2 protein-coding genes are annotated in these 1,094 nt (G+C 32.6%); both read right to left on the bottom strand.

What is annotated here, in order from left to right; all coding sequences use genetic code 11:
* Positions 1-785 (bottom strand): ISAon1 family transposase (locus BC961_RS00045; protein WP_449404205.1); only part of this gene is annotated, 785 nt, incomplete at its 3' end.
* Between the two features lie 37 nt (positions 786-822).
* Positions 823-1,094 (bottom strand): ISAon1 family transposase N-terminal region protein (locus BC961_RS00040; RefSeq protein WP_147440519.1); only part of this gene is annotated, 272 nt, incomplete at its 5' end.

Here is a 1,094-nt window from a genome sequence, read left to right as displayed (position 1 = left end):
TTTATTTTTACAGTATTCATAATGGTGTTAAAGCTCTTAATCCCTAATTTATCTACATCATTATACCAATGCGCTAATTTTGTAATAGCAACAGTTTTATCAGTATTGTTGTTGTAAATGTTTCGCGATTTTTGATTTAAATAATAAACAGTTTTAATTTCCGGATATTCTTCAAATAAGATTGTGACTCTTGCTTTTTGGCTGTCACTCCATTTATTAGGACTTTTATACAATAGAAATCTACTTCTTGTTAGCAATTGCTTGGCTGTATCTCCATTTGAAAATTCTCTAGAAATAAATGGCGTTTTATTAAGTTTAGAGTCAGTTATAGCTGAGTTTTCTTGATCTAAAGCATCCCATTTTAATCTGATTCTAACTTCTTGTACCGCTTCTAATGCTAGTTTTTGAACATGGAATCTATCGGTTACTTGTTTTGCTTTTGGAAAGGATTTTTTTGCAATTAACTTCATACTATTGGCCATATCCAGGGTGATTTCTGTAACTTGATTGCGTTTTTTAAAATCTATTTTTTGTAAATGGTTTATAACAACCTCTGATTTGGTTCCCGCAATAATAGCTACAATAGATCCTTTTTTTCCTTTGCCTGCCTTGTTGGTTACTACTGTGTAAAGTTCTCCCATTGATAGGTTTACTTCGTCTATGGACAAATGACTTCCCATATTTTCGGGAAAAATTAGCCACTCATTAGCGTGTTCGCGTTGCTCCCACATATAAAAGTTACTAAGATGTTTTTTGTATTGTCGTTGTAGTTTTTTACCATTCACACCAAAGAATGATCCGATGGTATGACAGTCGTTTGCTTTAGTATCTATTAATTTCTTTTAAAAAATCCGCAAACTCATGAGTCATGCGGGTACCTTGTGCTACTAGATTCCAATCACGCTGGATGATTTCTTGAGATTGTTTATCTGTCCAGCGTCGTCTTTTAATGTGTAAGTAAACAAGTTTTCCTCGTATTGGAAAATCTTGAATAGTAATCTCATTTAAGAAACCTTTGGAGACAAGTTGTCTGTTATTATATTCTTTTGGAGGAGTACTTTTTTCTTCAAAGAATAGATGCATTTTCTCTTGTT

It is taken from the genome of Flavobacterium weaverense (assembly GCF_003688495.1).
Lineage (GTDB): Bacteria > Bacteroidota > Bacteroidia > Flavobacteriales > Flavobacteriaceae > Flavobacterium > Flavobacterium weaverense.
The sequence above is the reverse complement of the archived record's forward strand: the minus strand, read 5'-3'. Positions and strand labels throughout refer to the sequence as shown.